The sequence below is a fragment of the Streptomyces sp. NPDC046122 genome (assembly GCF_056429965.1).
Map to the genome: position 1 here is coordinate 21590 of NZ_JBWKLQ010000014.1, position 26157 is coordinate 47746.

General features: G+C 71.4%; 25 protein-coding genes. 11 read left to right on the forward strand and 14 right to left on the reverse strand.

Going from position 1 to position 26157, the window contains the following annotated elements; all coding sequences use genetic code 11:
• Window positions 1-94: 94 nt before the first annotated feature.
• Together AC07FK_RS27670 and AC07FK_RS27675 are read left to right on the forward strand one after the other, a co-directional pair.
• The gene (locus tag AC07FK_RS27670) at window positions 95-1453 is read left to right on the forward strand and encodes an APC family permease (protein ID WP_479107674.1); all 1359 of its coding nucleotides are present in this window, start codon (window positions 95-97) and stop codon (window positions 1451-1453) included.
• Between the two features lie 101 nt (window positions 1454-1554).
• Window positions 1555-3027 (forward strand): serine/threonine-protein kinase, encoded by a 1473-nt coding sequence (locus AC07FK_RS27675; protein WP_479107675.1) that lies wholly within the window; start codon window positions 1555-1557, stop codon window positions 3025-3027.
• 131 nt (window positions 3028-3158) lie between these two features.
• On the opposite strand, the gene AC07FK_RS27680 is transcribed toward AC07FK_RS27675, so the two are convergent.
• Window positions 3159-4355: a cytochrome P450 gene (locus AC07FK_RS27680; RefSeq protein ID WP_479107676.1), complete on the reverse strand. Its 1197-nt coding sequence runs from the start codon at window positions 4353-4355 to the stop codon at window positions 3159-3161.
• On the reverse strand, window positions 4345-5094 hold the full coding sequence (locus AC07FK_RS27685; RefSeq protein ID WP_479107677.1) for a cyclodityrosine synthase: 750 nt from the start codon (window positions 5092-5094) through the stop codon (window positions 4345-4347). The genes AC07FK_RS27680 and AC07FK_RS27685 overlap by 11 nt, the downstream gene beginning before the upstream one ends.
• 384 nt (window positions 5095-5478) lie before the next feature.
• Between AC07FK_RS27685 and AC07FK_RS27690 the strand changes: the two genes are divergently transcribed.
• Complete coding sequence (locus AC07FK_RS27690) at window positions 5479-5916, forward strand: ATP-binding protein (protein ID WP_479107678.1); 438 nt, start codon at window positions 5479-5481, stop codon at window positions 5914-5916.
• 81 nt (window positions 5917-5997) lie between these two features.
• Here the strand turns inward: AC07FK_RS27690 and AC07FK_RS27695 are convergent, their stop codons facing one another.
• A complete protein-coding gene (locus tag AC07FK_RS27695) occupies window positions 5998-7101 on the reverse strand; it encodes an amidinotransferase (RefSeq protein ID WP_479107679.1) in 1104 nt (367 codons plus the stop codon).
• Between the two features lie 161 nt (window positions 7102-7262).
• A complete protein-coding gene (locus AC07FK_RS27700; RefSeq protein WP_479107680.1) occupies window positions 7263-7505 on the reverse strand; it encodes a DUF6411 family protein in 243 nt (80 codons plus the stop codon).
• 151 nt (window positions 7506-7656) lie between these two features.
• Here AC07FK_RS27700 and AC07FK_RS27705 point away from each other — a divergent pair, with 151 nt between their 5' ends.
• Together AC07FK_RS27705 and AC07FK_RS27710 are read left to right on the forward strand one after the other, a co-directional pair.
• Entirely contained in the window at window positions 7657-8283 is a 627-nt protein-coding gene (locus tag AC07FK_RS27705) for a hypothetical protein (protein WP_479107681.1), read from the forward strand.
• A 78-nt stretch (window positions 8284-8361) separates the two neighbouring features.
• Entirely contained in the window at window positions 8362-9828 is a 1467-nt protein-coding gene (locus tag AC07FK_RS27710) for an aminotransferase class I/II-fold pyridoxal phosphate-dependent enzyme (RefSeq protein WP_479107682.1), read from the forward strand.
• Window positions 9829-9958: 130 nt separating this feature from the next.
• On the opposite strand, the gene AC07FK_RS27715 is transcribed toward AC07FK_RS27710, so the two are convergent.
• Together AC07FK_RS27715 and AC07FK_RS27720 are read right to left on the reverse strand one after the other, a co-directional pair.
• Complete coding sequence (locus AC07FK_RS27715; RefSeq protein ID WP_479107683.1) at window positions 9959-11164, reverse strand: amidohydrolase; 1206 nt, start codon at window positions 11162-11164, stop codon at window positions 9959-9961.
• 271 nt (window positions 11165-11435) lie between these two features.
• Window positions 11436-12050, reverse strand: a complete 615-nt coding sequence (locus tag AC07FK_RS27720) for a DUF2867 domain-containing protein (RefSeq protein ID WP_479107684.1) — start codon at window positions 12048-12050, stop codon at window positions 11436-11438.
• 122 nt (window positions 12051-12172) lie between these two features.
• Here AC07FK_RS27720 and AC07FK_RS27725 point away from each other — a divergent pair, with 122 nt between their 5' ends.
• The 5 genes from AC07FK_RS27725 to AC07FK_RS27745 all read left to right on the forward strand — a co-directional run bounded on the left by AC07FK_RS27725 (window position 12173) and on the right by AC07FK_RS27745 (window position 17581).
• Window positions 12173-12754, forward strand: a complete 582-nt coding sequence (locus tag AC07FK_RS27725) for a TetR/AcrR family transcriptional regulator (RefSeq protein ID WP_479107685.1) — start codon at window positions 12173-12175, stop codon at window positions 12752-12754.
• Window positions 12755-12828: 74 nt separating this feature from the next.
• Window positions 12829-13626 carry a class I SAM-dependent methyltransferase gene (locus AC07FK_RS27730; protein WP_479107686.1) on the forward strand — a complete coding sequence of 266 codons (798 nt, stop codon included), beginning with the start codon at window positions 12829-12831 and terminating at the stop codon, window positions 13624-13626.
• A 179-nt stretch (window positions 13627-13805) separates the two neighbouring features.
• Window positions 13806-15218, forward strand: a complete 1413-nt coding sequence (locus tag AC07FK_RS27735; RefSeq protein WP_479107687.1) for a family 2B encapsulin nanocompartment shell protein — start codon at window positions 13806-13808, stop codon at window positions 15216-15218.
• A gap of 162 nt (window positions 15219-15380) precedes the next feature.
• A complete protein-coding gene (locus tag AC07FK_RS27740) occupies window positions 15381-16628 on the forward strand; it encodes a family 2 encapsulin nanocompartment cargo protein terpene cyclase (protein ID WP_479107688.1) in 1248 nt (415 codons plus the stop codon).
• An 89-nt stretch (window positions 16629-16717) separates the two neighbouring features.
• The gene (locus tag AC07FK_RS27745) at window positions 16718-17581 is read left to right on the forward strand and encodes a geranyl diphosphate 2-C-methyltransferase (protein ID WP_479107689.1); all 864 of its coding nucleotides are present in this window, start codon (window positions 16718-16720) and stop codon (window positions 17579-17581) included.
• Between the two features lie 118 nt (window positions 17582-17699).
• Here the strand turns inward: AC07FK_RS27745 and AC07FK_RS27750 are convergent, their stop codons facing one another.
• The 5 genes from AC07FK_RS27750 to AC07FK_RS27770 form a co-directional block, all read right to left on the reverse strand.
• Window positions 17700-18320 (reverse strand): hypothetical protein, encoded by a 621-nt coding sequence (locus AC07FK_RS27750; RefSeq protein ID WP_479107690.1) that lies wholly within the window; start codon window positions 18318-18320, stop codon window positions 17700-17702.
• A 350-nt stretch (window positions 18321-18670) separates the two neighbouring features.
• Window positions 18671-20464, reverse strand: a complete 1794-nt coding sequence (locus AC07FK_RS27755; RefSeq protein WP_479107691.1) for a hypothetical protein — start codon at window positions 20462-20464, stop codon at window positions 18671-18673.
• Window positions 20465-20574: 110 nt separating this feature from the next.
• A complete protein-coding gene (locus AC07FK_RS27760; RefSeq protein ID WP_479107815.1) occupies window positions 20575-20949 on the reverse strand; it encodes a VOC family protein in 375 nt (124 codons plus the stop codon).
• 241 nt (window positions 20950-21190) lie between these two features.
• A complete protein-coding gene (locus tag AC07FK_RS27765) occupies window positions 21191-21559 on the reverse strand; it encodes a hypothetical protein (RefSeq protein ID WP_479107692.1) in 369 nt (122 codons plus the stop codon).
• Between the two features lie 91 nt (window positions 21560-21650).
• Window positions 21651-23189, reverse strand: a complete 1539-nt coding sequence (locus AC07FK_RS27770; protein ID WP_479107693.1) for an alpha/beta fold hydrolase — start codon at window positions 23187-23189, stop codon at window positions 21651-21653.
• Window positions 23190-23456: 267 nt separating this feature from the next.
• Between AC07FK_RS27770 and AC07FK_RS27775 the strand changes: the two genes are divergently transcribed.
• The gene (locus AC07FK_RS27775; RefSeq protein ID WP_479107694.1) at window positions 23457-23669 is read left to right on the forward strand and encodes a hypothetical protein; all 213 of its coding nucleotides are present in this window, start codon (window positions 23457-23459) and stop codon (window positions 23667-23669) included.
• Between the two features lie 32 nt (window positions 23670-23701).
• Here the strand turns inward: AC07FK_RS27775 and AC07FK_RS27780 are convergent, their stop codons facing one another.
• The 3 genes from AC07FK_RS27780 to AC07FK_RS27790 all read right to left on the reverse strand — a co-directional run bounded on the left by AC07FK_RS27780 (window position 23702) and on the right by AC07FK_RS27790 (window position 26114).
• Complete coding sequence (locus AC07FK_RS27780) at window positions 23702-24424, reverse strand: hypothetical protein (RefSeq protein WP_479107695.1); 723 nt, start codon at window positions 24422-24424, stop codon at window positions 23702-23704.
• Window positions 24425-24522: 98 nt separating this feature from the next.
• Complete coding sequence (locus AC07FK_RS27785) at window positions 24523-25401, reverse strand: PaaX family transcriptional regulator C-terminal domain-containing protein (protein ID WP_479107696.1); 879 nt, start codon at window positions 25399-25401, stop codon at window positions 24523-24525.
• A gap of 41 nt (window positions 25402-25442) precedes the next feature.
• Window positions 25443-26114 carry a GNAT family N-acetyltransferase gene (locus tag AC07FK_RS27790; protein WP_479107697.1) on the reverse strand — a complete coding sequence of 224 codons (672 nt, stop codon included), beginning with the start codon at window positions 26112-26114 and terminating at the stop codon, window positions 25443-25445.
• Window positions 26115-26157 lie beyond the last annotated feature (43 nt).

The window sequence follows — 26157 nt, forward strand, 5'->3', positions numbered from 1 at the left end:
CGGCTCGCATCGGCCACCGGCATCGCTCACCGCCAGAGGGACCGCACAGGCCCCCGCGTGCGTGGCAGGAGGGAATCCGGGGACATGAATCGGCATGTCGACAGTCAAGCAACAGCCGCCCACGGCCGCGTCCGGCCCGGCTCTCCAGCAGGCCCTCACCACTCCACTGCTCTACTTCTTCATCCTCGGCGACGTCCTCGGCGCCGGTGTGTACGTCCTGGTGGGCCAGATCGCCGCCGAATCGGGCGGGGCGGTCTGGGCACCCCTCGTCGTGGCCCTCCTGCTGGCCGTGCTGACCGCTGCCTCCTATGCGGAACTGGCGACCAAGTACCCGAAGGCGGGTGGAGCCTCCCACTACGCCACCAGGGCGTTCGGGCCGTTCGCCGGCTTCGTCGCCGGGTTCTGCATGCTCGCGGCGGGGGTCGTCTCGGTGGCGGCGCTCGCCCGCGGCTTCGCCGGCGACTACCTGTCGGAGTTCGTGACACTGCCGGTCGGCCTCGTCGCGGTCGGCTTCCTCGCCGCGCTCGCGCTGATCAACGCGAGAGGCATCAAGGAGTCGACCCGCGCCAATGTCGTCGCCACCGTCATCGAGGTCGGCGGCCTGCTCGTGGTCGTCGCCCTCGGCGCGTGGCTGCTCCTGCGCGGCGACGGCGACTTCGGACGCCTCACCCAGCTCGGCACGGCCGAGACGGGCGCCGCCGCCGCTGTCCTGAGCGGTTCCGTACTCGCCTACTACTCCTTCGTCGGTTTCGAGACGTCCGTGAACGTCGCCGAGGAGACCCGCGACCCGCGGCGCTCCTACCCGCGCGCCCTGTTCGGCGCCCTCGCGACAGCAGGCGCCGTGTACGTACTCGTCGGCGTCGCCGCCTCCGCGGCCGTGCCCACCGACCGGCTCGCCGCGTCCAGCGGGCCGTTGCTCGAAGTCGTCAAGGCGGCGGGGGGCCTGCCGGCCTGGGTCTTCAGCGCCATCGCCCTCGTCGCCGTGGCCAACGGCGCGCTGCTCACCGGCATCATGTCGTCCCGGCTCGCCTACGGCATGGCCCGGGACGGGCTGCTGCCCGCCGGACTGGCCCGGGTGCTCCCCGGCCGCCGTACCCCCTGGGTGGCGATCGCGGCCACCACCGCGTCGGCGGCCCTCCTCGCCCTCACCGGCAGTGTCGCCACCCTGGCCTCCACCCTCGTCCTGCTCCTGCTCGTCGTGTTCCTCGTCGTCAACACCGCCGTTCTCGTGCTGCGCCGCGACCGGGGCCGGGCGGACCACTTCCGCGCGCCGACCCTGCTGCCGGTGCTGGGCGCCCTCTCCTGCGTCCTCCTCGCCACAAGAATCGAGGCGCAGGTATGGCTTCGCGGACTCCTGGTACTCGCCGTCGCGGTGGTGCTCGCCGCGATCGCCACCATGAGGCGCGCGACGGGCACCGGCACAGCCGGCCGGGACACGACGGCCGGCACGTGACGGGGTGACGCACGGCGGATGGTGTACTGCCCAGTGGGTAGGCGATCCGCAGCATTGCCGAAGTCCGCGCCCCACTCGTCGTGAGAGTTACGGGAGATCAGATGAGGGTCCGCCAGTCACCGTTCGCTCCGGCGTTCCGGCTGTCCGCCGAAGTGGTGGCCGGGCGCTACCGGCTGGACCGCCAGATCGGCAGGGGAGGCGTCGCCGACGTGTACGAGGGCCTCGACCTGCGCCTCAGGCGGCCCGTCGCCGTGAAGATCTTCAGGCCGGGCGCGGACCCGGAGATGGAGGAACGCTTCGCCGACGAGGCCGTGCTCCTCGCCCGTATGCAGCACCCCGGACTGGTCACCGTGTACGACACGGGCCGCCACAAGGACTGCGGCTTTCTGGTCATGGAACTGGTCACAGGGCCGACTCTCCGCCGCCGCCTCACGAGCGGACCCATGGAACCGCCGGAAGTCGTCGCACTCGGCGCCGACCTGGCGCGCGCCCTCGCTCATGTGCACGCCGCCGGCATCGTGCACCGGGACGTCAAGCCGTCGAACGTACTGCTGGACGGCGCCGGCCGGCCCCACCTGACCGACTTCGGCATCTCGCGGCTGATCAACTCCACCCGGAACACCGCCTCGGGCGCCCTGATAGGAACCGCCGCCTACCTGGCGCCCGAGCAGGTCCTGGGCCGGGGAGCCGGGCCGGCCGCCGACGTCTACGCACTCGGACTCCTGCTGCTCGAGTGCCTGAAGGGCGAGGTCGAGTACGACGGAGCCCCCTTGGAGGCGGCCGTGGCGCGCATGCACCGCCCGCCTGAGCTGCCCGACTCCGTTCCGGCAGGACTCGCCGACCTCGTGCGGGCGATGACCGCCCTCGAGGAGGAGGTACGCCCGGACGCCGACCAGTGCGCGGACGCGTTGTCCGCGCTGCGCGAGGACCCGGCCCTCGCACCGCCGCCCGTGGCCGTCACGCCCGCCCCCGCCGGTCGGGAAGGCCCGGCCCCCGCCGGTGGTGCGAAGGGGGCCGGCGAAGCAGGCAGTGCCCCGGACACCCTGAGGGCCGGGGGCGCGGCGGCGCGACCGCGGCAGCCGCAAGGACGGGGCCGAGCCCGCCAGTTGCTCGTGGGCACGGGCACCGCCGTTCTCACGGCGGTCCTCGGCGCCACCCTCGTCGCCTCGGACGGCGCCGGGAACCACTCCGACCGGTCCGCCTCGCCCGCGCCCGGAGCCGCCGCCGCGAGCCCGCCCCCCGCCGACGCGTCCCCTGCCGATGCGACCCCCGCCGACGCGTCCACGAAGGGCTCCCCGGCAGTGGGGCGACCTGCCGCGACCCCCGCCGGGCGGACGCCGGCCGCCGCCTCGTCCGTACCCGCTGCCACCGTGCGTACGACCGCTGGGAGTACGCCCGCTGAGCAGCCGGGCGCCGCCGGGAGCACGGCCGTACGGACACGGGCAGACGAGGCCGCGGAGGCGAAGAACCGCGCCGACGCGCGTCCGGGCTTCGCAGACCGCGACGCCCGTGAGCCGCGCGAGAAGGCTCACAAGAAGCCCAAGCACCGCCAGCAGAAGGAAAAGCGCCACTGAAACCCCGGCCTGATCCGGGGCGGCCGGTGAAGGCCGTACGCACGGGCGCCCGTCGGGGTGGCCGCCGGTCCTTGTGGGACAGCGGCCACGGGTGGCGCGCCCGGACGGGCCGGCCGCCTACCGCAGAGCGGCTACCACATCACGGGAAGCCGCTCCGGCATCCGCTTCATGAACCGGGTCCGCCACACGAGCTGTTCGACGGGCACCGCCAGCCGGAAGTCCGGCATCTTCTCCAGCAGCGTCTCCAGCGCGATCTCCGCGTGCTTCTTCCCCAGCGCGGTGGCCGGGCAGTAGTGCTGTCCGCCGCCGAAGGAGAGGTGCGCGGTGTTGTTCTCCCGGGTGAGGTCCACCGTGTGCGGGTCGTCGAACACCTCGGCGTCGAAGTTGGCGCCCTCGACCAGGACCAGTACGAGCTCGCCCTTCTTCACCTCCACGTCCCCGAGGGTGACGTCCTCCAGGGCGAGGCGCGGCAGTCCGTCGCCGATGGACAGGTTGATGCGCAGCAGCTCGTCCACGGCGGCCGGCACCTTCGAGCGGTCGGCGAGGAGTTCGGCCGTCAGCTCCGGGTGCTGGATCAGGGAGACGAGAGCCATGGTCAGGAAGCCGGACGTCGAGATCACGCCCGCGCCGAACATGGTGACGCCGACCGTCGCCAGCATCTCGTCGGTGAGGTGGTCGTACTCCGGGTCGTCGCGCAGGGCCGCCAGCTCGGCCATTAGCCCGGTGGTCGCCGGGTCGTCGAGGCGCTCCACCATGTACGCGATGTCGCGGTCCCAGTTCAGCTTAGCGCCGGTGACCGGGCAGGCGGAGTTCATGAACGCGATGTCCAGGCTCCGCATCAGGCGCGGCGCGTCCTCCTGCGGGATGCCGAGGAGGTGGCAGTGCATGCCGGCCGAGTACGGGTCGGCGAACTGCGCGCGCAGATCGGCCGGCGCGCCCTCCGCCATGAGGCTGTCGACCAGCCCGGCGGCGTGCGACCGCATCCACTCGACGCGTCCCGGCGCCTTCGGATTCAGCGCCTTGAGCACCGCCTTGCGCAGGCCGGCTCCGGTGATGTTGCCCATGTTGTTGACGACCTCGGGCGGAATCGTCAGGGCGTACTGCCGGGGCACGCCCGGCGCCGAGGTGTCCTTCAGACTGAACCGCCGGTCCTCCAGTACTTGCCGGCACAGCGCGTGGGACGACACCAGCCATGCCTCGTCACCGGCGATCGTGCGCACCCGCTTGACGGGCTCCTTGCGCAACACCTCGATTTCGTCGGGCAGTTGATCGCCGCGCCAGGAGAACGGGAAGTCGATCAGCTCGTCCGTCGGCGTCTCAACGGGCATCGGTGGCTCCTTGTGCGGGGGTGACGATGGCGTGGCCCTGGTTGCGGGAGGCGCGCAGGCCGGAGCCGCGCGAGTAGAGCAGCTCGGCCATCGGCAGCAGCTGGTGGTAGCAGTTGAGCGAGGACGGGACACCCAGGATGGCCGGGGTGTCCAGGAACAGGGGAGCTTCGGCGCAGACGTACTCCATGCACACCGTGCGCTGTCGCTCCGTGGCGGGCTTCCCGTCCAGAACCTTCGAGGAGAGGAACGCGTCGACGAGTGCTTCACACGTGGCGCGGAACTCCGCGTCCGTACGCAGACGGTTCTGGAGGTGGTCATGGATGTCGCGGTACGCCGGATTGGTGGTGAAGGCCGACATGGGGTGGGCCCGCAGCCGGGTGCCGTCGGGGTCGACGGTCTGTACGGCGTTGGACACCTTGGCCCGTACGCCGCGGAGGTTCTTCACGGCCTTGCGCCGGGCGTCGTCGGGGGGATAGCCGGACGCCTCATACATTTCAGCCACGTGGAGGTCGGTGTAGACGAAGTCCACCTGGTCGAAATGTGCGATGCCCCAGCGGGCCAGGTCGATGACGCGCTGGGCGGAGAAGTAGCTGTTGCCGGGTGAGACGCCGATGACGGCGTGGGCGCCCTCGGCGCATATCACCTGGCAGTGGGCTGTGTAGGGCTGGACTTGGAAGAGTTCGGCAGCGGTGGCCGGGGTGGTGAAGGGCTGGATCTCGAAGACGGTCTCAGTCGTCAACTGGAAGGGGTCCTTCGCGTCGCTAGTCCCAAAGGAGCCTCGTGCTCCTGGTGTGGCGACGACGCCGTGAAGTTAGCTTCCGGACACGGAGAGTGTCAACGGCGGTCCACGGCAGCGCGGTTGAGCCACCTGCGGTTTTCCTCTTCGCGGTCCGGACGCCATGCGGTATTAACCATTCCGCCATCTGGCGGCCGGGGTGCGACCTATGGGTGAGGACGGTTCCGACGGGCGGTCCGCGCGCGGGTGCGGGGATGCGCGCCTGCGGCCTCCGCGGGCCCGTCAGCAGGGGTGCGACCGGCGGAAACGGGAAACGGCATCGTGCATGAGTGCCGCGAGACCGGGAAGCCGCTAAGACTCCACGTCTCAAGGAACGAAGGAGCAGATGTGGCTGGTGACCCGGATGACTTGAACGAGGGCCTGTTGACTGCTGTCGGCATCGAGCGGAGCTGGCGGTTCGAGGGCCGGTTGAGCGATGTCTCCGACGCTCGCGACCGGGCCTCCGTGTTGCTGTACGAACTCGCCCGTGTGCGCCGGCCGGCGACACCGGACGCACACGACGACGCACTGCTCGTCGTCACCGAGCTGGCCTCGAACGCGTTCGCCTTCGCCCCCGGCTCCTTCGTCCTCGCGGTGGAGCTGATGGTGGGGGGAACCCTGCGCATCGCCCTCTCCGACACCAACCCCGCACACCCCAGCCCGCGGCCCGTCTCCCTGGCCGGCCGCGGTGGTGTGGGCTGGCATCTCATAAACGCGCTCGCGGAACAGACCATCACCGTTCCCGAGGCCGACGGCAAGACCGTGCACGTCTTCCTGCCCTGGTGACCGGTCGCCCCCGGGGCCCGCGATCGACGGGCCGGCCGGCGGGTCCGCCGCTGAGGCGCCGTCCACCCGATCGGCGGCCGCTCAATCGACGTACGACTCGAGAGTGCCGCGACGGCGGACGTCGAGCGTCGCACAGTGGAACGAGCCGCCGAACGGCGCGTAGTGCAGCAGGTCGCAGGGGATCGGCTCGAAGCCCCAGCCCTCGAGCGCGCGCAGCATGCCGGTGTGGTGCCGCTCCGCGACCACCCGCTTCTCGTCGAGCATGAGCACGTTCATGTTGAGCCACTTGCCGCAGATCGACGTCGCCCGCAGCAGGCGCTCGCCGATCGGGTCGGGCTCGGGGGCGACAAGGATGTCCCACGACTTCAGGACGTCGGGCAATCGGTCCACGTCGATGTAGTCGGGGTTGACCAGTGCCTTTCCGGGTGAGAGCACCAGAAATGTCGTGTCGATGTGCATGGGCGTGCGGCAGCTGCTCTGTATCTCGTGAATGCGGTAGCCGGATCCGAGATGGCGGCGCAGCCACTCGATGCCCATTCGGTTCGTGACATTGCTCCGCGTGACGAAGAGGTCGCGTCCCGCGCGCACGAAATCCGCCGCGTCGAAAACCGGCTCGAACTCGGTGAGGAGATAACGCATGGGCTCACCGGCCCCGGGAATGCGGAACTCCGTATCGAACAGCTCGTCGGTCAGCTGCGGCTTGGGCGCGGCCGTCCAGCGCGCGCCGCGGCGGAAGTAGTCCTTCAGGATCGCGCGGTAGGAATGGGTCTCGAAATACCGGCACGGCCACGCCAGGGGGGTCTCGATGATCTCGTCGCCGATCACGAGCATGCTGTCCCGCGGGCAGGTGTTGCAGAACCCGCGCGACGACCAGTCGGGGGTGCCGAAGCGCCGCCTGTGGTCGACCGGGTCCGGGCGTCTGACCGTGATGCCGAAGGAGCGCAGGAGGGCGATGAACTGATCGAGCTCTTCCTGTGCGGGCTCGATCAGCCTGTGCGGATAGGAAAGGCCTGCGGCGAGCCCCTGCAGGCGTGCGGCCCAGGGCGGGATGTTGCAGGCCACGACAGGATGGTCGGAGGGGATCGTCGAGCCTTCGAGCCGCCCGACGACGACCTCCTCAAGCGGATCCCACTCATTGTGCGAATTGACCGGCGGAACCGGCGGTTCCGCAGCGTTGTCAGCCATGGCTGACAACGCCGCGTTCGCGTGTGCCGTGCTTCTGTGTCACCGCCATGCTCAACCGCTTCCGATACAGAGAATCGGTGACTCGCCGCCTCCTCGGAATTACCCGGAGTGGCGAGTCGAAGGGGCTCATGTCTCCATGATGCCGCCCAGCGGGAGCCGACTCAGAACGGCAGACGGCCCCGGGCTCGGCGGCCCGCGGAACCGCTGCGGCCGACGGCCTTGGAACTGCTGCGAAAGGGCTTGCTGAACATCCGGCCCAGAATTCCGGGAGCCTTGCCGCCGGCGCGCGAACCGGCGCCCAGAGTGCGCTGAGTACCGCGCTCGGGATGGCGGGAAAGGCGGGGAACGAAAAAGGCCAGAACGGCGAGGACGACACAGACGGCGACGATGCCGGCGATCATCATGGGAGACTCCTTGGATCGGGGTATGTCCTGCCCACATGCCCGGACGCACCAGCAGCATGCGCGGGGCAGCGCGGTGTGTCACACCGGGGAACACTCCGCGCGGCGAATAACGTCCTGTTTCCGAGGCGGTTTCGGAAAGGACCGATCATCGATGACCGTGTATGGGCAACGCAGATCGAGCAGGCAGCGGCTGGTGTCGGTCGCTCTGGTGCTGCTCATGGCGGCAGGCGGCCTGACCACTCTGGTGTCGTGCGGTTCCGACGGCGGAGGCGCGGACACGGGTACGCCGACGAGCCCCCGCCCCACACCACCGGACACCGCCTCCTTCACGGGCACACCGCCGTCCGCCCTGGCCTCGGCCGACGCCTCCGCGCGGGCTTCGGCGTCCGCGGCGGCGTCGTCGGCGTCGGCCGCCGCCTCGGCCTTCGAGGCGTCGGTCTCGGCCGAGACGGCCCGTGCGAACCAGGAGGCGACGGCCGAGCTGAAGAAAGTGCAGGGCAGCGGAAACGCGACGGCCGACGTCTCGCTCAGGGGCAAGCCGCGAGCCGAGACCGGGGGCCTGCTGGCTGTCGTCGTCACCATCACCAACAGCTCCGACCGGCAAGCGTCGTACGCCGTACAGGTCGACTTCGCCGACCCGTCCGGCGAGGTGCGGGAGAGCAGGACCGTCGGAGCCCAGGGGCTCGCGCCCGGTGAGAACGCGCAACCCCTCGCCATCAGCCGCAAGCCCGCCGACCTGGAGCTGCGCGCCAGAGTCGCCAAGGCGCAGCGGTACTGACGCCGACCCCCTCCACGTCACCCACGACGACAGCCGGACAGGGTTTTTTGCCCCGATTCCGGGGGAACTCGGTGTGCCATGGACCATTCACAGGCACCCGTGCTCGACGCACTCGCCGCCTACCACGCAGAGAAGCAGACTCCCTTCACTCCGCCCGGCCACAAACAGGGGCGCGGCGCCGACCCGCGCGTGCGCGCGGTCCTCGGCGACAGCGTGTTCCGCTCCGACGTGCTAGCCACCAGCGGCCTGGACGACCGGATGTCGTCCAAGGGCATCATCGCCAAGGCCCAGGAACTGATGGCCGACGCCGTGGGGGCCGAGCACACCTTCTTCTCCACCTGCGGCAGCTCCCTGTCCGTGAAGGCGGCCATGCTGTCCGTCGCCGGGCCGCACGAGAAGCTGCTCGTGGGACGCGACGCCCACAAGGCGGTGGTGTCCGGCCTCGTGCTTGCCGGCATAGTGCCGATCTGGGTGGACCCCCAGTGGGACGCGGAACGCCACCTGGCGCATCCGCCGTCCGCCGACGCCTTCCGCGCCGCCTTCGCCGAGCACCCGGACGCGCGGGGCGCCCTGGTCACCACCCCGACGCCGTACGGCACCTGCTCCGATCTGCGCGGCATCGCGGAGGCGTGCCACGAGCACGGCGTACCGCTCATCGTGGACGAGGCGTGGGGCGCGCACCTGCCGTTCCACCCGGACCTGCCGACCTGGGCCATGGACGCCGGCGCGGACGTCTGCGTCACCTCCGTCCACAAGATGGGCTCCGGACTCGAACAGAGCTCGGTCTTCCACCTCCAGGGCGACCTGATCCAGCCCGAGGTGCTCAAGAACCGTGAGGACCTGCTGGGGACCACCAGCCCCTCCGTGCTCGTCTACGCCGCTCTCGACGGCTGGCGCCGCCAGATGGTCCAGCACGGCCACGCCCTCCACGACGACGCGCTCGCCCTGGCGAAGACCGTACGGGCGCAGATCGCCGAGATCGACGGCATGCACGTCCACGGGCGCGACGACTTCTGCGGCCCGGGCCGCGCAGCCGACCTCGACCCGCTCCAGGTCATCGTCGACGTCACCGGTCTGGGCACCACGGGCTACCGGATCGCCGACTGGATCCGCGAACACCACCACATCAACCTGCACCTGTCCGACCACCGCCGCACCAGCGCCCAGCTGACCCACGCCGACGACGCCCGCAGCGCCGAGACCCTGATCGCCGCGCTCCGCGACGTGGCCGAACACGCCGACGACCTGCGGCCCGCGTCCCGGGTCGAGGTGCCCGATCCGGCCGAACTGCGCCTGGAGCAGGTTTTGCTGCCGCGTGACGCCTTCTTCGGGCGGGTCGAGCAGGTGCCGTGGGAGCAGGCCGTCGGACGCGTCAGTGCCGAGATGCTCACGCCCTACCCGCCCGGCATCCCGGCGGCGCTGCCCGGCGAGAAGCTCAACTCCGAGGTGCTGCGGTACCTGCGCAGCGGCGTCGAGGCCGGCATGGTCGTACCGGACGCGGCCGACACGGAGGTCAAGACCGTACGCGTCTCCCTGGAGGACTGACGCCCGTCGGCCCCCGGGGCACGACGGACGGTGGCCGTACGGTCGTGCCCGACGGGCCGTGCGTACGGCCCACAGCGCGACCGGCGACGTGCCGTACGGCCCACAGCCCGACGGGCCGCGCGTACGGTCGTCACAACCCCGCGGCGGCCTTCTGCCGGAAGGACGCCCAGGCCGGCTCGCGCACGTCCGCGCGCAGCAGGACGTCGGCCGCGGTGCACGCCAGAGCCTCCGCCGCGGCCAGCATCACCTGCCGCCCGCGGGGCCCGGCGGCCGCCTCCGTGAACTGGGGGGTGTGGTCGGACCCGTCCGCACCCATGATGGCGACGAACGGGTGGATCGCCGGCACGCGCGTGCTGACGTTCCCGATGTCGGACGAGCCCAGGTACACGCCTGGGTCGGGCTCCGACAACCTGATGCCGGCCCGCTCCAGGTGGCGGGTGAACACCCCGGAGAGCACGTCGTTGTCACGGAAGTGCTCGTACCGGCCGCCCACATCGGTCACTTCCACCCGGGTACGGGTGGCCAGCGCCACCCCCTGTGCGCACGAGCGCAGCTCCTCCACCAGCGCCTCCAGCGCCGACGTCGTCGCCCCGCGCAGCCCGAACAGGCCCTCCGCGTACTCCGGGACGATGTTGGTGGCCCGGCCCCCGTCGGTCACGATGCCCTGGATGTGGGACCCGCCGGGCAGCCGCCGGTCCAGTACGCCGAGGGTGTTGAAGAGCTGGATCAGGGCCCCCAGCGCGTCGATCCCCTCCGTCGGGCTGCCGGTGGGGTGCGCGGCCCGCCCGTGGAACCCCACCCGGACCTGGGCGCTGGCGGTCAGCGGGGCCCAGGACCAGTCGTAGACGCCCGGATGGAACATCAGCGCCGCGTCCAGGCCGTCGAACAGGCCCGCCTCCACCTCCACGACCTTGCCGCCGCCGCGCTCCTCCGCCGGCGTCCCGACGGCCAGCAGGGTCCCGTCGACCTCACCGAGCGCGGCCCGTACGGCGAGGGCCGCACCGAGGCCGGCCGTCGCGATCAGGTTGTGGCCGCACGCGTGCCCGAGCAGAGGCAACGCGTCGTACTCCATCAGCAGGGCCACACGGGGCCCGGTGCCCGGCGCGGCAGCCGTGCCCGTACGCGCGACGAAGGCGGTCGGCAGGCCGGCCGCCCCGCGCTCCACCTGGAAGCCCTCCTGTTCGAGTTCGCCCGCCAGCAGCTCGGCCGCCCGGTGCTCCTCGTAGGCCGTCTCCGGTTCCCGGTGCAGGGCGAGGCTCACGTCCCAGAGCCGGTCCGCGCGAGCGGCCACCTCCTCCCGGATGCGGGCGTACAGGGAATCGGAGCTCTGCGACACGTGGGCCTCCTCAAGGCTGGGCGCTGGCTGCGCATCCCACGTGTTCCACCGGCTCCGCCGCCCGATGCCTGGAAGCGGCCGCGATTCTCACCCCCGCAGCGGCCGGGGTGAGACTCACGCGAGCTCGCTCTCGCCTTCCCGGACGATCCCCGACCGGTCCTCGTTCCGGGTCGTCAGGGCGGCGAGTGCCCGGGCGACGGTCCCGGGCGGCGTCATGACCCCGCTCGCCCGGCGGAGCAGCGGCCTTCGGAGTCGGTTGTGACGTTCACCGTCAACTCCCCTCCGTCCGCGACTGGTTCAGCCGGTCGCGATCGCGCCAGGCCCGCTCCCACTGTCGGGTGAGGGCCGGATAGACGATGAGGTGACGGAAGGGGGCGATGGCGGTCATGTAGAGCCGACCGAACCGTCCGTTGGGTTTGACGAGGACCGCCATCCGCAGCTCGTGGTCGCCGTGCGCTCCCTGGACCCAACCGAGATGCATCACGGTGTGCACGGTCTTGTTCGCCAGCTCACGGGCCGCCTCGGTGTCGAGCTCGTACACCGCCTTCAGGGGCATGTCGGGGTCGTCCGGGCCGCGGGGAGCGTCGCGGAGGTCGTCGGGCAGGCGGTCGCGGAGCGAGACGACGCGCCCGCCGACGCCCGCCGACGGCTCGTCCCAGCCGAGGAGCGCGCCGAGCTTCCACCGGACGGCGAACAGGAACCGTACGGGAAGGGGTTGCCGCGAGGTTCCGCCGGCGGCCCGCATCGCGGCGAGCATCACAGGGAAGTCGTCGGGCCCGGCTCCGGGGGTGCGGAACGACCACACGTCCTCGACGGAGAAGTCCCGTGTGAATGCGTGGATACGCCACGGCTGCTCGGTGCAGGTGGTCTTTGCGAGTCGCGGCACGGTAGGGCCTCTCGTCTGTACGGCACCGTACAATTCGATGTATACGGTAGCGTACACACTTCGCGACGATCAACGGAGGTGGCCGTATTCCTGCCGAGCCCCGAACACCGCGAGGCCGCTGGGTGGAAGCGGGCCTCGAAGCCCTCGCCGGGGGAGGCCCCGACGCCGTCCGTGTCGAGACGCTCGCCACCCGGCTCGGCGTCACCAAAGGCGGCTTCTACGGGTACTTCGACGGCCGGCCCGCCCTGCTCACGGAAATGCTCGACGAGTGGGAACGCCGCTGCACCAAGGAGGTCCTCGCCCAGGTCGGGGCCGAAGGCGGTGACGCCGCCGACCGGATCCGGCGCGTCGGTCAACTGACGTTCTCGGAGGAGTTCCACCGGATCGACCTCGCGGTCCGGGCCTGGGCCCGCCACGATCCGTCCGTCGCCGCGCGCCTGCGGCGCATCGACAACGAGCGCATGGACTTCCTGCGGAAGATGTTCGCCACCTTCCTCACCGACCCCGACGAGATCGAGGCGCGCAGCGTCCTGGCCTTCGGACTCGCGATCGGACGCCACTTCATGGTGGTGGACCATCCCGGTCACACCAGGCTCGAAGCCGTCCAGCTCGCCGGAGAACACCTCCTGCGCCCGGCGTCGCACGGGACCACGGGAGAGGCGCCGGACACCCCGCCCGCGACGACACGCGGACGGGAACGTTAATCCCGCGTCGCGGCGTTGTGTTCGGATGGTCTGGGCCCGTCAGGTGATGACCGACGACCGACAGGGCTGGACCGATGTCATTGCTCTCCGCGGACTCCCGTCCCGTGAACGTGCTGGACGTGTCGAGCGCCGCCTACCGGCGGGCGTTCGAACTGTTTCTGGCAGGTACGGACGAGAAGAACCGCACGCACGCCCGTCTCGCCGAAGTGATCGCCGGCCTGGAGCGGCGACGGCTGTTCCTCGACGTCGGCGCCGGTGAGGGGGTGACCACGGCTCATGTGGGACAGCACTTCGAACGGACGGTCGCCGTCGAACCCAACGCGGCGCTGGGGCAGAAGCTCCGCGAGACGTGCGCGGACGCCCATGTCGTGCCCGAGACCGTCGACCAGGTCGACTTCCGGGAGGAGGCGGACCTCGCCCTCCTCTCCCACGTCCTGTACTACCTGCCGGAGGACCGCTGGCTGCCCGCGGTGCGGCGGGTGCTGGGATGGCTGGCTCCCGGCGGCACACTGCTGATCATGCTGCAAAACCCCGACAGCGGATGCATGCGCATGGTCGAGCACTTCACCGGCGCGCGCTTCGATCTGCGGCCCTTGGCCCACCGGCTGAAGCGGCAGGAAGGCGACCGGGTGGGCGACTGCACCATCGAATCGCTTCAGGTCCACTACAGGACCCCCCACCCGGCCGAGGCCCTGGACGTGGCCGAGTTCATGCTCAACGTCCCCATGCTGCGCGACGTCGAGCCGCTGCCCTCCCGGGCCGACCTGGCCGCGTACGTCGACACGCACTTCACCGGGCCGGACGGCACGTACACCATCGCCCACACCCAGGACATCCTGAGCGTGCGCCGCAACCCCGAGCCGCGTCCCTGACCGACTCCGGCGGCGTGAAGCGCCACCCTCGACGACTGGACGTGTGTGCGAAGAAACGACACGGCGGCGTGGCTACCCCACTCCGGAAAGGGGCATTCACCTTCTTTCGTGTGATGACAAACGAAGTGGTGCGGAGGGAGTGTAAGTCGGCGTAAGCACAGGTGAGCAGAGGATCGCGCATGACCGTTGAAGCCGACCGGAATGCCGCACCGGCACAGGCGCCCACGCAGCAGAGTCTCGCGACGGCTGCCGCGCGGAACCTGGCGACGACCACCAAGTCCGTACCGCAGATGCAGGAGACCTCCTCACGGTGGCTGCTGCGGATGCTGCCGTGGGTGGACGTGCAGGCCGGCACCTACCGGGTGAACCGGCGGCTGAGTCATGCCGTGGGGGACGGGCGGGTGACGTTCGTGCAGACCGGCGGGCGGGTCGCGGTCATCCCGGCCGAGCTGGGGGAGCTGCCGGCGCTCAGGGACTACGGCGACGACGCGGTGCTCGGTGAGCTGGCGGGCCGCTGCGAGCAGATCGACTGCGCCCCCGGCACCGTGCTGGCCCGGGCCGGCGAACCCCAGGACCGCGTCTTCCTGCTGGCCCACGGGCGTGTGGACAAGGTGGGCGGCGGACCGTACGGCGCGGACGCCGTGCTGGGTTTCCTGGCCGACGGCGCCTACTTCGGCGACCGTTGCCTGACCGAACCGGACGCCGCCTGGGAGTGCACCTTCCGCGCCACCACCGCCTGCACGGTGCTGGTGCTGCCCAGGAGCGACGTCGACGACCTCGCCGCCCGCAGCCAGTCGCTCGGCAGCCACCTGCACGCGGTCGCGGCACTCCCGCGCCGCCGCACCAACCAGCACGGCGAGGCGGCCATCGACCTCGCGGCCGGACACGTGGGCGAACCGCTCGTCCCGCACACGTTCGTCGACTACGAGCCGGAGCCGCGCGAGTACGAACTCTCCATCGCGCAGACCGTGCTGAAGGTCCACAGCCGCGTCGCCGACCTCTACAACGAACCGATGAACCAGACGGAGCAGCAGCTCCGCCTCACGCTCGAGGCACTGCGCGAGCGCCAGGAGTACGAGCTCGTCAACAACAGCGAGTTCGGCCTGCTCAGCAACTGTGACCACGCGCAGCGCATCCAGCCCCACGACGGGGCCCCCAGCCCCGACGACATGGACGAACTGCTCTCCAGGCGGCGCGGCAACAAGTTCTTCCTCGCCCACCCCCGGGCCATCGCCGCGTTCGGCCGCGAGTGCAGCAGGCGCGGCCTGCTCCTGGAGCCCGTCGACGTGGGGGGCCACCGCATCCCCTCCTGGCGCGGTGTGCCGATCTACCCGTGCGGCAAGATCCCCGTCAGCGAAGCCCGTACGACCTCGATCCTGTGCATGCGCACGGGCGAGGAGGACCAGGGCGTGATCGGGCTGCGGCAGTCGGGCATCCCGGACGAGATCGAGCCGAGCCTGTCGGTGCGGTTCATGGGCATCGACGAGCAGGCGATCATCTCCTACCTCGTCACTGCCTACTACTCGGCCGCGATCCTGGTGCCCGACGCGCTGGGCGTCCTGGAGAACGTCGAAGTCGGCCGCTGGCGCTGACGGAAGCCGGCAGGCGCCCCGGCCCCGCCGCTGACGCCACCGGTACGCACCACCGGCGACCGGGCCGTGCCCACGCCCGCGTACGACGCTCGCACGTGCCCCGCCCGCCGCCCGGCCATCCGCAGGCGCTTGCGCCCACCCGATCCGAAAGGCACTTGTCGCATGCCCCGAACCAGTGGCGCCGGAGTCCCTCCGTGGACGTGGAACGGGCCCCCGACCGCCAGTCCACCGCTCCTTCCCGCCTCCCCGACGCCTCGTACGACCGGACAGGTCTCCACCGCGCCGCCCTCGCCCCCGGAGCTCGAACGCCTGCTGGCCGGACCGGCGGGACTGGGCACGGCCGCCGCCCGCGCCTTCCGCTCGTCCGCCCCGGCCGTCCCGCGAGCGGCGCGGCCCGCCCGGCCGGAAGAGCCCACCGACGCCGCGCCTCAGCAGTCCTCGGGCGGCGACGGGACGGCGGTCCGGATCCCGACGCTGTACTGTCCGGACGCGGTGCGGGACGACCCCGCCCTGGGGGAGGAGGTCAACAACCGCCTGGTCGACTGGGCGGAGGAGATCGGCATCTTCACCGGCCGCCTGGAACGCCTGCGCTCACACCAGTTCGGGCACCTGTTCATGCTGGCGCACCCCGACTGCGACGATCCCGACCGTCTGATGGCCGCTGCCCGCTGCGGGCTGGCCGAATGGTCCGTGGACGACCACTGGGTCGACGAGGGCGACGACACGGAACCGGAACTCCTGGGCTCCCGGCTCGCCATGACCCAAGCGGTGGTCGACCCCGTACGGCTTCCCGCCCGCTACCTCGCGCAGTTCGAGGAAGTCGTCCACCAGCAGCCCGTCCTGCGCGCCTTCCGTTCCAGTCTCGCCCACCTGTCACAGATCGCCAGCACCACGCAGATGGCCCGTCTGCGCCACGAACTCGCGGTCATGTTCGTCGGCTACGGGCAGGAGGCCGAATGGCGCAGCAGCGGACGCAGGCCCGCCGTGTGGGAGTACCTGCTGCACCGGTACGAGAACGCCTTCTACCCCTGCATGGTGCTGATCGACCCGGTGGGGGGCTACGAACTGCCGGCCCACGAGTTCGCCGATCCCACCGTGCGCCGCACCTACCTGTACGCCGGCATGGCCAATGTGCTGCTCAACGACGTGTATTCGATGGCCAAGGAGGACCCGGGCGACACCAACCTGCCCAACCTCATCGCCGCCGAGGACAACTGCTCCCTGCAGGAAGCCGTCGACCGCACCGCCGCCATCCACGACGAAATCATGCACACCGTCGAGGCCGACTGCGCCGTGCTGGCAGCGGCCGGCTCCCCGCAACTGCGTCGCTACCTCGCCGGTCTGTGGGCGTGGATGGGCGGCAGCAAGCAGTGGCACGCCACCAGCCCCCGCTACAACGACGCGAACTGACCGCGTGATCCGACCCGCGAAGCCCCGTCCAGCCGGTCCGGCCTCCCGGCCCGTACAGCCCGTGCGTCACGTGAAGAAGGAGAACACTTATGACCGTTCAGCACACCGGCACCGCCCCCCACCCGCTGCGCAGCCTCTACCAGAAGTCCGTCGCCAACTACTGGAACCAGGAGAAGAACCCCGTCAACCTCCGCCTCGGCGAGGTCGACGGCATCTACCACCACCACTACGGCATCGGTGACGTGAACTGGTCCGTCCTCGACGGCCCCGAGGAGACCCGTCAGCAGCGCCTCACGGCCGAGCTCCACCGGCTCGAATGCGCCCAGGCCGACCTGTTGATGAGCCACCTCGGCGACCTCACCCCCGAGGACCGCGTCATGGACTCCGGATCGGGCCGCGGCGGCAGCAGCTTCGTCGCCCACAGCCGCTTCGGCTGCCAGGTCGACGGCGTCTCCATTTCGGAAACCCAGGTCGCCTTCGCCAACGGCCAGGCCGAGGAACGCGGCGTGGACGACAAGGTTCGTTTCCACCTGAAGAACATGCTGCACACCGGCTTCGAGAGCGACAGTTTCCAGGCCGTCTGGAACAACGAGAGCACCATGTACGTCGACCTGGCCCTCTTGTTCCCCGAGTACGCCAGGCTGCTCAAGCACGGCGGTCGCTACGTCACCATCACCGGCTGCTACAACGACGCCTACGGCCTGCCGTCCCGGGCGGTGAGCGAGATCAACGCCCATTACATCTGCAACATCCATCCCCGCAGCAGCTACTTCAGGGAGATGGCCGCCAACCGCCTCGTCCCCGTCAGCGTCGTCGACCTCACCGCCGCGACCATCCCCTACTGGGAACTGCGTGCCAAGTCCCCGCTGGCGACCGGCATCGAGAAGGCGTTCCTCGACGCGTACAAGGACGGCAGCTTCCAGTACCTGCTGATCGCGGCGGACAAGGTCTGAGGCACCGGAGGAACCGGGTGCGCGGCCGGACGGCGTGCCGTGCCGCGCGCCCGGGGGTCCAGGTCTCGGGCGCGGATGCCGCCGGCGGTGGGGGCGACGGTGAGTGGGCGGCCGCTGCTCACGAGGGCGAGGCCGCCGGCAGGTGGAACGTCGACAGCAACGTGTCCATGACCTGACGCTGGCGGGGCCATTCGGTGCTCGGACCCGCCGCCTGGACCCCGTACGCCGTGCCGTTGGGCGCGGTGAAGACGCGGTAGAGACCGCGCCGCCTGCTCCCGCTCGTGTTGTCGTACTCGAAGTCGACCTCGGCCGCCGCGTCGGGCCCTTCACCGACCGGTGCGATGGACTTCTCGACGTACCCGGGCCACACCGAGCGCACGCCCCGCGAGAAGGCCCGTGCCATTTCGAGGTTGTCCGTCGGCACGGTGAGGCGGCCGACTTCGAGGTACGAGGTGAAGTCGTTGCTCTCGTGGACATGGATGCCGCCCGTGAGCCGTGGCGTCCACTCCGCGGGGACGGCCATGGCGGATCCGTCGGGGCCGGCGGCGAGGCGGTAGCCGCTGGGGGCCGTCGGGGACGCGGTGGGGAAGGCGGTCGGGGAGGTGTCGCCGGTCCTGCCCGGCCCGTCGTCACCGCCCGGTACGAACCACAGCGCGGCGGCGACCAGGAGTACCGCGAGGCCGAGCACCGGCGCCAGGCGGGCGAACGGGGGTCCCGGAGCCCGGAGCCTCGCGCGCATGCCGAAAGGCGGCTGCGGAGGAGGCGGCCGGCGGGGTACGGGCGGCCGGGTCAGCGGCCGCTGTGCGCCGGACGGACCGGTGTCCGCGGCGACCCTGTCGCCGTCCGCGCCCGGTGAGGGTGACGGTGACGGGGCTTCGCCCACGGCCTCGGCGAGAGCTTTCCCAGGCGGCGGACTCGCAGCTTCCGCGGCCGCGTCCCGGTCGGGGAACTCCCAGCGCTGGGCGCCTGCGTTCCACCGGGCCGCCGGCGGCGTCATGTCAGCCTCCCCGTACGGCGCAGTGCCCGTTGGCGCGCACGCCGACGGCCGGGGCCGGCCCGCGGCCGATGCGTTCGGTGTGCCGCTCGCGGTCAGGTCTTCGCACGTTTGGGCTCCCTCTCCCCGCCGGCCGCACCGGCCGACGCACTGACGGTGTTGCTGTCACCGATCCCGACCGCGCTGTTGTGCACCGACTCGATGTACACCGCGCCCTGCCCGAGGTGCACCGCCTTCTGCTCGAACTCGGCGGTCTGCCAGCCGGCTTCGTACAGGGCCAGCTGCACTCCGCGGGCCACGCGATCCTGAATGGTCTTGAGGTAACGGTCGACGTCCATGGCCTGGAAGAGCGAGGCGTCGGGGTCCGCCCCCAGCTCCCGCACCGCGGTCTCGGGCCCGGCCGGCCTCCTCCTGGCGGACCCGGCGGTCAGCGCGTGCCAGCCGCTGACCACGCCGCGCGCGAGCGCCGCCACCGCCGTCGCCAAAGCCTGCGGCGTGTCCGCCAGGGCCCGGAGCGACAGGGCGACGGCGTTGTCCCGGCCGAAACGCCGGGTGGTGTCGTCCGCCTCCTGGAACCGCCTCCGTACGGGCCGCAGCACGTGCGGCGCGACCTCCAGCATCAGCATGCCGCCCTGCGTGTGCACCCGTACGAAGACGGTGACGACGATGTCCTCGTCCCAGCCGCCGACCCGGATCCGCAGGAAGTGCCGGCGCTTCTCGCCGCCCTCCTCGATGGCGCCCGCCCGGTGCTCCTCGAACGCCTCGGCGCCGTACGGCACGTCCTCCCGCCGCCGCAGACCGGCGACCGGCAGGAACACGCACTCGTCGACGGCGAGTTCGCGCAAGCGGTCCAGGACCGCCGCCGCGACCCGCGGGGAACCGTGCGGGGAGGGTACGCGCAACGTCTCGACCAGCGGGATGACGCGGCGCAGAATCTCCTCGTTGCCCACGGCCTGGGGTCCCTCGGGACCGAGGTCGGTGCGGGGCCGCAGCTCGACCGAGAGGTGCCAGGGCCGGAAGGGCATACCGGCGCCGCAGAACGGTTTCGCCGTCGCGTACATCACCAGGGGCCAGTGCTGCTCGCCGCGGATGAGCTCCCGCACGAGTCGCAGGCGCGGGCCGGCGGACCGCTCGGCCGGATCGCGCGCGAGGTCCGCGTAGTGCTCCGGGGACAGCGGCCCCGACATGGTCCTGGCCGTCCGTTCGTTTCGCAGGCCGACGATCACCGCGAGCAGCAGGAGCAGCCCGAGGGTCACGTATGACGACTGGAGCCAGGTGTCGTCGTACGTGTCGAAGTAGAGCTTGAACTGCCATTCCGGCGGCAGCAGCCGGAACTGGAGGTCGAGTGTCCGGACGGTCCGGTGGACGAACTCGACGAACCCGTTGTCGAGCGAACCGTCGTTCGCCCGGATCAGCGGGACCATGGCCGTCGTCAGCAGGAGAAAGCCGAAGAGCAGGCGGGCGTACAGCTGGAGCAGCCGGGCCGGCACGCGCATCACCACAGAGGCGCGGGCGGCCCGGACGGCCCACGCCGCCGCACTGAGCAGCAGACACGGCAGCAGCCACCGGGTGGGGAACCAGCCGTCGGTGGCGAACGCGGCACCCGCCCACACCCCCACCACGGCCGCCGACCATCCCAGTTCGCCGCGCCGCGCGCGGAGCGCGTGGGCGAGGACGCGGGCCGCGTCGATGCCGTAGCTGGGGGCGACGACGCGTTCGTCGTGCACGTACAACTCGTCGATGACCCGGTCCCGGAATCGGGGGTCGAGATACGCTCCCGCGCACAGCAGCCGGCCCGCCTCGCTGACAGCGGGGTCGACCGGCGCCTTGCCGAGCAGGTGCGGATCCGGGGCATGCGCCGACTGGGGAGGAACCGCCGTCTGGCTCATCCGGGTGATGATAGGGGCGGGTGGGACGGCGGCACAGGCGTAATCGCGCCACAGGGCTCACGTGCCGCGGTGGTGACAGCGGTCCTTCCCCGGCCATGCCGTGCAGGGGTTCAGGAAGGTGTCTGGAGTACGGACAGCACGTTGCCGGCGGGGTCCGCGAACCATGCGATCAACGGGCCTCCGCCGCGGAAGACGCCCTTCTCGTCCGTCGGCAGGTGGTCGTAACGCAGAAAGGTCACTCCCCGGGCGGCGAGCTCGTCGGTGGCCGCCTCGATGTCGTCGACGGGGAAGTTGAGCACCGTGTACGTCGCCGGCCGGTGGTCGGGCTTGGGGTAGAGCAGGATGTCCCGGTCGCCCGCGACATGCAGGGTGAGCAACCCGTTCTCCTCCGAGACGTTGATGCCGAGCGTCTCGCCGTAGAACGCCTTGGCCGCCTCGATGTCGTCCACGGAGAAGCCGCTGAACGCCTTCGTCGTACCGAACATGATCGCCTCCTGGACGGTCGTCACGCTTGGGGGCCGTGCCGGTCCGACGACCACCCGGCGGAGAAGCCCCGGCAGGGGCCGTCACCAGTGAGGACCGGACCGGAGCGCGGAACTCATCGCTCGCCGCCCAGGAGATTCCGGTGCGGGCGATGTCGGCGCGGGCACGGGACGTACCGTACGGACCGCCGTGCGCTGTCGGTCCGTACGACACTCCCGGCCCGGGCCACGCCACCCTCGTGGATCAGGAGACGCGCTTCAGCTGCCAGGCGTTGTGGCTGAAGCTGGGGGTCGACGAGTACCGGCAGCTGCTGCTGTAGTACGAGCTGGTCTGCACCCAGCCGGCGGGCTGGTAGGTGGAGGCGCAGGCGCTGACCACGGTGCCGACGGGCAGCCCGGTGAGCTGCTTTATCTGCTTGATGTTCGGGCTGAAGCTCTGTGTGCCGCAACTGCTGCTGTAGCCCCAGCTGACGTCGACGTGACCGGCGGGTGTGAGGACGCTCGCGCAGGAGGTGGTGACGTCACCGGGAGCGGCCTGGGCGGGTGCGGCGGTCAGGGCGAACATCGCTGCCGTGCCGGCGAGGGCCATGCAGGTGGAACGAAGGCGACGCATCTGGGGTGACTCCTTCTGATCGCGGGCGGCCAGTCAGGCCGAGGAGCCATTTCTACGGGCCGCCGATCCGTCCGCACAGCGACTTTCCGGCCTAACGTGCCGGAGCATGTCGGACAGGAACGCCGCCCGGTGCGCAGCGGGTGTCGTCGCGCGGAAGGGCGCCGGTGAGCAGGTAGCGGTCGACGGCGTCGTCCACGCACTTCTCGGCCGTGGTGTTGAACAGGCTGTAGACCCCGTGGCGGAAGGAGTTCTCCAAGGTCACGAGGCGTGATGCCGTCAGGGACCGGTGCAGGCTCCTCTGATGTGTGTAGAGGGAGGCCGGGTCGCCCGTGGCGCCCACCAGGAGGGCCGGGACGTCGTTGCGGAACGCGGTGGACGCCTCGGCAGGTGCCGTCGGCCAGAAAGAACAGGGGGTGATGTTGCGCAGGAGGGGGCCGTACAGGGGGTCCTGGGCGCGGTGCGCCTCGATGTCCCTGAAGTAGTCGAGGGGACGGCGGGACGACGCCGCGTGGTCGGCGCAGACGACGGCCGTCTGCGCCGCGGCGGATCCGTCCGTGTCCGGTGACGCGACGGTCCGCAGGATCTGGTCGAGAACGGTGGTGGGGGTGGCGGGCCGCCGGGCCGCCGCGTCGGCCAGGACACGGACGTCGGCGGAGAAGCTCCGGTAGGACGCGTCGTCGTCGCTGCCGAGGGGTTGCAGCAGGAGCGGCAGGAGGCGGCTGTCGACCTGGTGGGGACCCACCCGCAACGGGCTCCTGGCGGCCGACTCGCCGATGTGCGTGACGGTGCGCATCACGTCGGTCGTGGTGGCTCCCAGGCCGAGTGCATCGTGGTGGCGGGCCGCCCAGGCCGCCCAGTCCTCCAGGGCGGCCCGCCACGCAGGACCGTTGGCCCGCAGCCCGTCCGGACGGTAGTTCTCGGCGCCGACCGCGCTGTCCAGCACCATCCGGTCGGCACGGCGCGGGAACATCTGCGTGTAGACCGCCCCCAGGTAGCCGCCGTACGAAACACCGAGGAACGACAGCCGCCGTTCACCCAGTGCCGCGCGGACGGCGTCCATGTCCCGCGCGGTGTTGCGGGTGGAGGCGTACGGCAGCACGTCCCGGTGGCGGCGGGCGCACCGGTCGGCCAGATCCTTCGCCAGCCGCGCGCCTGCGTGGAAACTCCGCCTGTCGGGACCCGCGCCGGCGACCGTGCGCACCGGCCAGCCGCAGTCGAGCGGTGTGCTGCGTCCGACGAACCGCGGATCCATCCCGATCAGGTCGTACCGTGCCGCGACGGTCGGCTTCCGTTGCTTCAGAAGGAGCCCACCGCTGATGCCCGGGTTGCCGGGGCCGCCCGGATTGATCAGCAGGGAGCCCCTGCGCTCGTGCGCGGGGCCCGACGCCGGCAGTCGCGACACCGCCACCTCGATCCGGGGGCCGCCGGGACGCGCGTAATCCAACGGAACGGCGACTTCGGCGCACTGTGCCCCGGCCTCGTCGAGTTCCCGCCCCGTCGTGTCGTCCGCACCCGTACGGCATGCGTGCCAGGCGACCGCACCGGGCCCCCGGGCGTCCGGGAGCGTGCGGGCGGTGGCGGGTTGCGCGGACGCCCCCGACAACGCCACGCCCGCGACCAACGCTGACACCACCGGTATCGAGAAAACCCGTCCCGCACGCATCGCCCGCACCTCTCGTCGCCCCACTCGGTCCGACCACTCTCATCGGCGGGCGCACGCCGGCGCATCAGGGCCATCCCTGAGCGCACCCGAACTCCACGTCCGGGGAGGAACAGGGCTGTCCCTGATCACCCGCGCTCGTGGCTGTGACCGTTGGACAGCGAGCGCGGGCGCGGTGGATCGTCGACCGGCACCGCCCGAACACCGGTGAGCCCTGGACCCGTTCGGCGCCGGTCGGTGAGTGGGCGGCAGGCCCAGGACCCGCTGCGGGCCGCGGTCGCCGGCCTCCCGGCCGGCACCCACGTCGCGGATCTGCGCCAGGCGCCGATCCCCACCGATCTGTGCTTCCACCGGGCGGAGGACTGGCCGTACGGCGAGAGCCTCGGCCACCTCCACTTCGTCGCCGGGGGGCGGCTCGCCGCCGCGGTACCGCGCGCGGACGGGCCCTGACCGTGGGCGCGTCCGCGCGATGCGTGGACGGGTCAGTTGGCGGGCGCCCGGTAGAGACCGCGGCCGGCGCGCTGGGCCCTGGAGGTGGCGACGAGCCGGTCGAGTGTGCTGCGCACGGCGTTGATGCTGCTGCTCGACTCGTCACGTCCCAGGGCCTGGGCGACGTCGCGGGCGCGCACGGCGGTCCGGCCGGACTCGGCGAGGATCGCCACGACCTGCTCGGTCAGGCCGCCGCTCTCCTTGGCCGGCGCGGCGGGCGACGCCGTCTTCTTCGCGGGCTCGGCCTTCGCGCCGCTCTTCGGCCGGGCGGCCTTCTCCGCCGGGCGGGCCTTCCGCGCCTTGGCCGCCGGCTCCTTCCGCCCGGTACCGGCCGGCGCCTTGCGGGCCTTGCGGCGGGCGGGAGCCGCGGTGGCTTCCCCGGCCGTCTCGTCCGCGGGCGTGCCGCTGGTGCTGGTGGTCGGGGCGTTCAGCGCGTCGGCCTTGGGGCCCGTGACGAGTTCGGCCTCGGTGCTGGCCGACGGCGTCGGCTTGGTCTCCGGCTCGTCACCGGTGGCCGCCGCGCGCGCCAGGGGGGCGAGGGACAGGGCCTTCAGGGCGCCGAGGGCGGTACGGACGGACTCCAACCGTTCGGTGACGACCGCGAGTTCCTTCTCCAACGACTGCTGCTGCTCCTCCAGCCGGGGGAGTTCCGCCTCGAGCAGTGTGGTGGTCGCTTCGATGCTGGCCGGGGTGCCGGTGGCAGTGGGATTCATCATGGTGCCTTTCCGCTCTCTGGTTCACTGCTGGTGTGACATGGTCAGTGACCATTGCGCGGCAGCCTACGGGCTGGTGTGTTGTCGGGGAAACCCGGCACTCACCGCGCCCCTTGCCCGACCACACCGGCGTACAGCCTGAAAAGGCGCGGGCTGCCGGTGTTCTCCCCGGACGCCGCCCGGTGTGCGAGGAGTTGGGTCCAGCACTGGGCGGTGAGCCGGCGGGCGTGTGTGCCGGCCCAGGGCCGGGGGAGCAGTTCCGGCGGGAGGAGAGGGTCGGGCTCCATGGCGCGGGTGAACTGCGCGGCGAGCTCGACGGCGATGGCCAGCCGGTCGGTCTCGTCCGTGACCGCCGTGTCGCCGAGGCGGTCGAGGCGGGCCTGAGCGAGTGCCGCGAGTCGTTCGTAGCGGGCGGCGATCTCGGCCAGCGGCCACAGCGCGGAAGCGATGTCAGTGGCATGACGGCGCGTTCCGACGCACAGGTCGCGGCTGGTGAACGTGGTGAGGGCGTCGCGGATTCCGAGGTGCCGCGCGTACGCCTCCACCTGTTCCCCGATCGGATTGGCGCTGACGTACAACCCGCCCTGGACGGCGGCGGCTCCGAGGGTCACAAGGGTGTCGCGGAAGGTGTCGCGAGCCGCTCGCGCCGACTCGGGGACGGCGAAGGCGAAGAGGTGCCAGACACCGTCCCAGGGCGCGTGCCCGTTGTCCTGTGCGTAGGCGTGGCGGACGTACTCCACTTCCGGGGCGAGAGATCCGGTGACGTCGGCGGTGGCATGCAGCACCGCCTTGCGGCCGCGGCCCTTGTGGGTGAAGCGGCCTTCGGCCACGAGCCGTTTGATGCACAGGCGCACCTGCTGGTCGCTCATGCCGAGAGCGTTCGCGACGGTGTAGAGCTCACCGGTGTCGACGGTGCCGTCCTCGCGGACCAGGGCATGGACGAGTGTGCGGGTGGGGATCTCGGGGGCGGTCTCGGGCATGGACGCAGCATAAGCGCGGTTCCGGCGCGGCCCCGGACCGGTCACGGCCGGGCTCCCGGGTGCGGGGTGATCGGGCGGTGCATGGTGGTGACGGCGCCGAATCCCATCAGGCGGCGCAGGAAGGGGGTCTGTTCGGTGTGGACCGCGCGGAAGCCATGGCGTTCGTACAGGGCCCGTGCGCGGGGATTGACGTCGATGACGTCCAGCCGGACCTGCTCGCAGTGGTGTTCGGCGGCGACGCGGAAGACCTCGTCGAGCAGCAGACCGCCGATGCCGCCGCCCCGGAGACCCTGGGCCACGGCGATCCCGTCCATGACGAGCTGTCCCGGAGCGGGAGTGCGTTCGAGCAGGGCCAGCAGCGCGAGCCGTGGCATCCCCCTGAGGAAGCCGTACGCCGCGAGGACATCGGCCGCGCCGCCGCCGGTCAGCCCCCGGCCGTCGATCTGGTAACCGGCGACTGCCACCACTCGGCCGTCGGCGACCGCCACCACGGCCCGGTCCGGATGGAGATGCGTGGCGATGAAGCGCCGTCCGGTGTCCGGGGGGTTGAGCGCCGCGCCCAGCTTCCGGCCGAACGCCTCCCAGTAGAGCCGGGCAACGTCTTCCTCGGCACCCTCCGGGACACCGCGCCGAAGGGTCACGGGGTGGGCTCCCGTGCGGCTCGTGACCCGGTCGTCGGCCGGGGGCCTGTCAGTGGTGGGGTCAGGAGTCATGGCCACTTCTCCTCGGTCGGGCTCGGATCTACCGCTCATCACT